The sequence below is a fragment of the Mesorhizobium sp. M7A.F.Ca.US.014.04.1.1 genome, from assembly GCF_003998745.1.
In the GTDB taxonomy this organism is placed as follows: domain Bacteria; phylum Pseudomonadota; class Alphaproteobacteria; order Rhizobiales; family Rhizobiaceae; genus Mesorhizobium; species Mesorhizobium ciceri.
In genome coordinates, this window is record NZ_RZRW01000103.1 from 6,270 (window position 1) to 13,177 (window position 6,908).

The 6,908-nt window shown below is 63.1% G+C and carries 8 protein-coding genes and 1 pseudogene; 1 reads left to right on the forward strand and 8 read right to left on the reverse strand.

All coding sequences use genetic code 11. The features are described 5' to 3' along the window. The 8 genes and pseudogenes from EOA22_RS38740 to EOA22_RS09855 form a co-directional block, all read right to left on the reverse strand. Window positions 1-378, reverse strand: a pseudogene (locus EOA22_RS38740) (heme lyase NrfEFG subunit NrfE); the annotation flags it as partial. Window positions 379-410: 32 nt separating this feature from the next. After that, window positions 411-854: a cytochrome c maturation protein CcmE gene (gene ccmE, locus EOA22_RS09825; protein WP_013532635.1), complete on the reverse strand. Its 444-nt coding sequence runs from the start codon at window positions 852-854 to the stop codon at window positions 411-413. Window positions 855-862: 8 nt separating this feature from the next. Then, window positions 863-2,002, reverse strand: a complete 1,140-nt coding sequence (gene ccmI / locus EOA22_RS09830; RefSeq protein ID WP_013532636.1) for a c-type cytochrome biogenesis protein CcmI — start codon at window positions 2,000-2,002, stop codon at window positions 863-865. A gap of 93 nt (window positions 2,003-2,095) precedes the next feature. Next, window positions 2,096-2,533, reverse strand: coding sequence for a hypothetical protein (locus tag EOA22_RS09835; protein ID WP_013532637.1), 438 nt, complete (start codon window positions 2,531-2,533; stop codon window positions 2,096-2,098). 184 nt (window positions 2,534-2,717) lie between these two features. After that, the gene (locus tag EOA22_RS09840; protein WP_281040759.1) at window positions 2,718-4,094 is read right to left on the reverse strand and encodes an ATP-binding protein; all 1,377 of its coding nucleotides are present in this window, start codon (window positions 4,092-4,094) and stop codon (window positions 2,718-2,720) included. Between the two features lie 40 nt (window positions 4,095-4,134). Further along, window positions 4,135-4,800, reverse strand: coding sequence for a response regulator transcription factor (locus EOA22_RS09845; RefSeq protein WP_013532639.1), 666 nt, complete (start codon window positions 4,798-4,800; stop codon window positions 4,135-4,137). Window positions 4,801-4,919: 119 nt separating this feature from the next. Continuing rightward, the gene (locus EOA22_RS09850) at window positions 4,920-5,222 is read right to left on the reverse strand and encodes a hypothetical protein (protein ID WP_013532640.1); all 303 of its coding nucleotides are present in this window, start codon (window positions 5,220-5,222) and stop codon (window positions 4,920-4,922) included. Between the two features lie 175 nt (window positions 5,223-5,397). Next, complete coding sequence (locus EOA22_RS09855) at window positions 5,398-5,805, reverse strand: DUF3168 domain-containing protein (RefSeq protein WP_013532641.1); 408 nt, start codon at window positions 5,803-5,805, stop codon at window positions 5,398-5,400. 293 nt (window positions 5,806-6,098) lie between these two features. Between EOA22_RS09855 and EOA22_RS09860 the strand changes: the two genes are divergently transcribed. Next, window positions 6,099-6,887, forward strand: coding sequence for a fumarylacetoacetate (FAA) hydrolase (locus tag EOA22_RS09860; protein WP_013532642.1), 789 nt, complete (start codon window positions 6,099-6,101; stop codon window positions 6,885-6,887). Window positions 6,888-6,908 lie beyond the last annotated feature (21 nt).

Here is a 6,908-nt window from a genome sequence, read left to right on the forward strand (position 1 = left end):
CGCAAGCACATTGGCGCGCAGCGTAGCCGTCAGGTTGGAGCCGAAAGCGGCGACGAGTGCGCCGAAGAAGGTCAGGATCAACACCCAAAGCAGCATCGAGCCTTCATGATTGCCCCAGGTTCCGGTGATCTTGTAGATCAACGGCTGCAAGGAATGCGAGTTTTCCCACACGCTTGCCACCGAGAAATCGGAGCTCGCATAGGCACTCGCCAGCGCTGCGAAAGACAGCGCCGTCAAGGCGAAGCCGGTCACCGCGACCGGACCCCCGACGGCCATCAGGCGCTGGTTGTTCAGGCGTGCGCCAAACAGCGGCACGAGCGTCTGCACCAGCGAAAGCGCAAACGCCAGGACGAGGGCGAAATGTCCGGTTTCAACCATGCCCGTGATCCACTGTCGCTCTCCTGCCGGAGCTATTCACTCTTGCTCTCCTGCCACACGCCCTTGGCCTTGAGGCCGTCCGCAACCTCCTTGGGCATATAGCGCTCATCATGCTTGGCCAGCACGCTATCGGCAACAAAAACCCCGTCCGGGCCGAAACTACCCTCGGTGATGACGCCCTGCTCTTCGCGGAAAAGGTCGGGCAGGATGCCGGTATAGGTGACCTTGACCGATTTGTGCGTGTCGGTGACCGAAAAGCCGACCGTGGCCCCCTGCCCGCGCTGGATCGTGCCTTTTTCGACCAATCCACCCAACCGGATGCGCTGGCCAGGCTGGACGCTTGCCGTGGTGAGATCGGCCGGCATGTAGAAATAGGAGGCCTTCTGGCCAAGCGCGTAGAAAGTCAGCCCGGTCGCGGCACCCAGGAAGACCAGGCCGCCCGCGATCACCGACAATCGTTTCTGCTTGCGCGTCATGTCTTGTTCTACTCCGTCGCCGCAAGCCCAAGCGAAGCGGCAAAGGCGGTGAACTTCTTCGCCTGGTCACTGTCGGCCCCAAAGACGGCAATGGCGCGACCGAGCGCCTCACGCGCCTGATCGGCCTTGCCAAGCACGACATAGGAACGAACGAGCCGCATCCATCCTTCCGGGTCGTGCGGATTTTGCCGCAGTTTGTCGTCAAGGCCGGCAACCATGGTGTTGATCATGGCTTCCCGATCCTGCGGCGACATCGAGGATGCGGCGTCGATATCGCCGGCATCGGGGCCGTTGGCGGCGTCGCCAGAAGCCACTTCGGGGTTGCCGGACTTGGCCAGCGCCTGCTCGACGGCACCGCGCCATGGCGAGTCCGGCGGCAATCTGCCCAGCATCGCCTGCCATGCCGTGGTCGCTTCCTTGGCGCGACCCTCCTGCGCCAACGCCATGGCCAGGTAGAAACTGGCCTTCGCATTGGCCGGATCGAGCTTCAGGGCTGCCTCGAAAGCATCCTGGGCATCGGCCGAGACAATGCCGCCTGCCGCGCCGGCGATCGCCTCTCCGAGACCGGCCTGGCGAACGGCGCTGTCGCCATCAAGCCGAATGGCGTTGCGATAGGCATCCGCCGCGTCGGAAAAGCGCTGCATGCGCAGATAGACCGGGGCAAGCACGTCCCAGCCCCTGCCATCGGTGGGATTGGCGGCCAGATGGGCTTCGGCCCGCGCCACCAGTTCGTCGACCGAACTGTCGGCGGGATTCTTGGCCAACCGCTCGCTGAGCGGTTGTGACGGCAGGTCGGGAGAGCCAAGCTTGACATAGAGCCCCCAACTGACCAGCGGCACCGCCAGCACGGCTACGGTTGCCACCAGCCTTGCGGTGGCCGGCGCTCGGCCCGCGTTTGCGCCACCGGCGGTACCCGCATTGTCAAGGCGAAGGATGCGGCGAGCGATCTCGGCGCGGGCTTCGGCCGCTTCGGCCGGCTGGATCAAGCCACGCGCGGCGTCGCGGTCAAGCTCGGACAGTTGGTCGCGATAGACTTCGAGATCATGTTCGCCGCTCGACGACGCGCCCTTCGCGCTGGCGGCCAGCGGCAACAGCACCGCCAGGCTTGCACCCAGCGTGAGAATGGCGGCTATGACCCAGAACAGCATGGTTCTTCCAATAACGGCAGAGCTCTGCCGTGCCAACAGATGCATGCTGCGACGCTTTGACGACGCCAGCCGCCAATCATCGGCAGACGGTCGTCAGGTCAGCGGCGTCCAGCTGCCATCGGCGTTGCGGCAAGCGGTTCCGCGCGCCGTGACTCCGGCGCCGCCGGAAAACACCGTCTGCGTGTACTGGCGGCAGTCCTGCGAACCGACGCGGTAGGGCTGGGCCGGAACCACCTCGCCGTAGCGCGAAGCCTGGGCGCCTTTCCACGTCACCTTCTGGCCGCTGGTCGTGTATTCCAGCGCTTTGTACTCAGCCTCGAGCGCGCTGCGCTTCTCGGTCTCGCTGAGGCCGTTGCCGATCGCCCCGCTGATGAGGCCGCCGCCCATCGCCGAAATGATCGTCGTGGTCACCTTGCCGCTGGAAGGAGGTGTCGAGGCCGGTGTCGCTGCCACGGTTGGACCCTTGCCGCTCAAGGTGGTGCAGCCGGAAACAGCCAGCAATGCGGAAACAAGCGCGACGCGAATCTTCATGCCAACAACCGGTTTTCTTGAGTTGGAGCCTGCCATGGATGCGCCGGGGGCCGCGTCATCGAGAAGTCGGCGTGGCCATAATATTGATATTTGTCGGAAATTTGGCCGCTGGCCGCTGCGGGACCAATGGACATGCCGCCAACAACATCTCCCGCCCCTCTATGTCGATCGGCTCTGGTGAACATCACTGAAGGCTCCGCAATCGCACCACCGCCTTCAATCCGCCCATACCGGACCGTTCGAGCGCCAGAACGCCTCCATACTCGTTGACGAGGTCTGCGACAATGGCCAGGCCCAGACCTGTTCCGGGCTTTGTCTCGTCCAGACGCCGTCCGCGCTTCAGCGCCTCGCGAGCCTTGTCCTCGGGAATGCCCGGACCGTCATCCTCTATGCCGATCTCGAACAGGCCGGCCGGGTCGTCCTTGCCGGTCAAGGGCACGATCGAGACCTGCACCGCGCTCTTTGCCCATTTCATCGCGTTTTCAAGGAGATTGCCCAGCAGTTCCTCAAGGTCCTCGCGCTCGCCGGCGAAGACGATCTCGCCCGCCGGCAGCGACAGCGACAGATTTGTCTGCGGATTGAGCTTCCGCAGAACCCGCACCATGCGCTGCACCAGCGGCGTCACCGGCGTGCGGTAGACGACGCTGTCGCGTTGTGCCGCGACGCGGGCGCGCTGGAGATAGTGTTCGACCTGCTTCTGCATGGAAGCCGCCTGTTCGGCGATCAACTGCCCCTTGGCGCCGCCGAGCGCGCGGCCCTCGTTGAGCAGTACCGCCAGCGGCGTCTTCAGCGAATGGGCGAGATTGCCGACCTGTGTTCGCGACCGCTCGACGATGCGCCTGTTGTTTTCGATCAGCGCATTGGTTTCGTTGGCAAGCGGTTCGATCTCGGCCGGGAAGCGGCCGTCGAGCCTCTGGGCGGTGCCTTCGCGCACCATGGCGAGCGCGTTCCTGACCCGGCGCAGCGGCTGCAGGCCGAGCAGGATTGCGATCGCGTTGATGGCGATCATGCCGACGCCGAACAGGCTGAGATAGGTCAGCAGGCGGCGCTGAAAGGTGGCGATTTCCTGTTCGAGTTCGCTCTGGTTGCCCATGACGCGGAAACGCGCGGCGCGGTTCTTGGCGTCGAGGACGAATTCGCTCTCGAACACTTCGAGTTGCTCGCCGTCGATGCCTTCGGCTGCGTAGCTGCGCTGGAAGCTCGCGTTGAACGGCACCTCGGCAACGCTCGGTGACGGGATCGTCGTGGTCATCGACGACGAATGGAGATCGCCATGCACGCCTTCCGAAGCGGGCTCAACCGACCAGTACCAGCCCGAATTCGGCTCCGAGAACCGGAGGTCGCCGAGATCTGGCGCGCCGGTCAGCGCACCGCTGTCGGAGATGCCGATCGAACCGATCAGGTTGAACAGATGCGCCGAAAGCAGGCTGTCGAAGCCGCGCTCGCTGGCTTGGCGGTATAGGGTGGTGATCAAGGTGAAGATGACAACGAGCGTCACGATCGCCCAGACCGTGGAAAAGGCGATGACGCGGAACGTCAGCGAACGCGGCCACAAACGCAGCGAAAGCGGCGTCCTTGCGGTTGGTTTGAGCGGTTCCGAGTTACGCCTCCGGCTCACGCATGCGGTAGCCCATGCCGCGCACGGTTTCGATCATGTCGATGCCCATCTTCTTGCGCAGCCGCCCGACAAACACCTCGATGGTGTTGGAATCGCGGTCGAAATCCTGATCGTAGAGATGCTCGACCAGTTCGGTCCGCGAGACGACCTCGCCCATATGGTGCATCAGATAGGCAAGCAGGCGGAATTCGTGCGACGTCAGCTTCAGCGGCACGCCGCCGACATCGGCCTTGGAGGCCTTGGTGTCGAGGCGCAGCGGTCCGCAGGTCAGCTCGGACGAGGCATGGCCGGCAGCGCGCCGGATCAGAGCCCGTAGCCTCGCCAGCACCTCCTCGATGTGGAACGGCTTGGTGACGTAGTCGTCGGCGCCGGCATCGATGCCGGAAACCTTGTCGCTCCAGCGGTCGCGCGCCGTCAGGATCAGCACCGGCATCTTGCGGCCGCCGCGTCGCCAGCGCTCGACCACGCTGATGCCGTCCATCTGCGGCAGGCCGATATCGAGCACGACCGCGTCATAGGGCTCGGTGTCGCCGAGGAAATGGCCTTCCTCGCCGTCGAAGGCGCGGTCGACGACATAGCCGGCATCGACCAGCGCATCCGATATCTGCCGATTGAGATCCTTGTCATCTTCGACGACCAGTACACGCATGCGGAGTTCGATACCTGTTGAAGAGCTTTGTCGGATGGAAGAGCTTTGTAGGATTGAAAACTGGGGCAGATATAGGCCGATTCCGGCGGCCTGGGAAACGTAGCCTAAGATTGATTGGATCAGTTCAGCGGAACGACGATCTCGGAACGGCGCGGACGTTGTCCGTCCTTGCCCGGAACGAGCACGACGATGACACAGACAGGCTGACCGCCGCGCGTCGATTGCGAGGCCTTGGCCAGCGTTCCGCCATTCTGCTCAGCCACCTGTTGGCCGATGGCGTAGCAATCGGAGGCCGCCAGTACGATCGGACTGGCAAGGTCGGGCGGCGCGATGACCGGCATCGCCATCGCCTGCGACGCAAACAGCCCGGCAGCACAAAGCGCCAGTGTCGCGGTTCGGAAGTGGGAGCGAAGCGTTTTCATGACCGGCGTTGTAACGCATCGGTGCTGAACGTGAAATGAACGGTGAACGCCGCTGAAAACATCCTCGCCACACCCCTGCAACGCGAGACAGTCAACCTGGGATTTCACCGCCTCGAACAGGCGAAATCCCGCGAAAGTCCAGTCTAGACTCCGTTTTGACCATATTGAAAGCGCATCAGGCATTTTCCTGCGTCATCGCGCGAAAACGCAGCAGCCCGTGATGCACGAGCAGATCCTCGTCATGGCGGGCTTCGGCAAATTCCAGCGACAGTCGTGTCTGGCCGCGAGGGCCGATCACCAATGCTGCGTCGGCAAGGCGCACCTGGATGGCGGCCATGATGGCTAGCGTTTCGGCATCACCATGGGCTTTCGACCAGACATGCAGCGTAATCAACTGATCGTCAGTGTTCTCGATGCCCGTATCCCAGTCGAAAGCGGAGGTATGGCCGCAGGTCACGTACGGAAAAGCGGCGTTGTCGGTTGGCCGTTCGAGCAGTCCGGCGCCGCCCAACAAGGCCGACAGCGATGCGTCGCTTCTCAGCCTGAGAAACACTGCCTGCTGCAAATCGCCTGGCGCGGTCATCGTCTTTTCCTCCGGTTCCTGCGCTGCCGACTGTTGCTTTTCGGAAGCTGTCCGCGTTCTGCGTGTTCTGACAGATATAGCCATTCGACGCGCAGAGGCGATGGCGATTCGTCATCGGAATGATGGATGCCGATGATCTCGAAAGGGCGGCTTTGCCAAGACCACCGTCGCGGGCACCACGCCGTGAACATGGACTCTCGATTCCTGGTCACATATTCTCGCTCCATACAGCGTCGCATGACGCAATGTTTCCTTGCCGTTTTTGATCCAGGAAGCAATTTCGGAAGCTGATGATGCTCGATGCAGAAAAGACCAGGGCTGCGTCGCGGTTGTTGGTAGGCCACTGGGACAAGGGCACCCGTCTCGACGCCATACCCGAGGCGTTGCGCCCACAAACACGGCTCGAAGGTTACGCTGTCCAGTCGCATGTCATGGATCGCTCGGCGGCTCCGCTTTTCGGCTGGAAGATTGCCGCGACCAGTCTGGCGGGACAAAGGCACATCAACGTCGACGGCCCCATGGCCGGACGTCTCCTGGCCGAGAAAGCGGTGGAGATCGGCGGGACCGTTTCCCTGGCGACGAGCAAGATGCGCGTGGCCGAGATCGAGTTCGCTTTCCGTTTCGGCCGCGAGCTGCCGCCTCGTGCGGCACCCTATGAAATCGCCGAGGCGATGGAAGCCGTGGCGAGCTTGCACCCGGCGATCGAAATCCCGGACTCACGGTATGACGATTTCTGCGCCGTCGGGGCGCCGCAGCTCATTGCGGACAATGCCTGCGCCAATCTGTTTGTCATCGGCGAGGCGGCGGAAGACGACTGGCACGACGTGGATCTTGCAAAGCACCCCGTGATCGCGTCCGTTTCCGGAAGGTCGCAACATAGCGGATCGGGAGCAGCCGTATTGGGCGATCCTCGCATCGCGCTTACCTGGATCGTCAATGAACTGTCGGGCCTGGGCATAGCGCTTCAGCCGGGACAGGTGGTGATTACCGGCACCTGCGTGACACCGATAAGCGTCGAGGCAGGCGACGAAGTCATCGGCGATCTAGGCAGGTTTGGCCGCGTCTCGGTGCGGTTTGTCTAGGCTCCGCGCTGTCTGGCCACG

Bases quoted from the DNA above. Each gene is read 5' to 3' on its own strand.
- ccmE (WP_013532635.1), bottom strand. From the start codon at position 854: ATGACGCGCAAGCAGAAACGATTGTCGGTGATCGCGGGCGGCCTGGTC.
- ccmI (WP_013532636.1), bottom strand. From the start codon at position 2,002: ATGCTGTTCTGGGTCATAGCCGCCATTCTCACGCTGGGTGCAAGCCTG.
- EOA22_RS09835 (WP_013532637.1), bottom strand. From the start codon at position 2,533: ATGAAGATTCGCGTCGCGCTTGTTTCCGCATTGCTGGCTGTTTCCGGC.
- EOA22_RS09845 (WP_013532639.1), bottom strand. From the start codon at position 4,800: ATGCGTGTACTGGTCGTCGAAGATGACAAGGATCTCAATCGGCAGATA.
- EOA22_RS09850 (WP_013532640.1), bottom strand. From the start codon at position 5,222: ATGAAAACGCTTCGCTCCCACTTCCGAACCGCGACACTGGCGCTTTGT.
- EOA22_RS09855 (WP_013532641.1), bottom strand. From the start codon at position 5,805: ATGACCGCGCCAGGCGATTTGCAGCAGGCAGTGTTTCTCAGGCTGAGA.
- EOA22_RS09860 (WP_013532642.1), top strand. From the start codon at position 6,099: ATGCTCGATGCAGAAAAGACCAGGGCTGCGTCGCGGTTGTTGGTAGGC.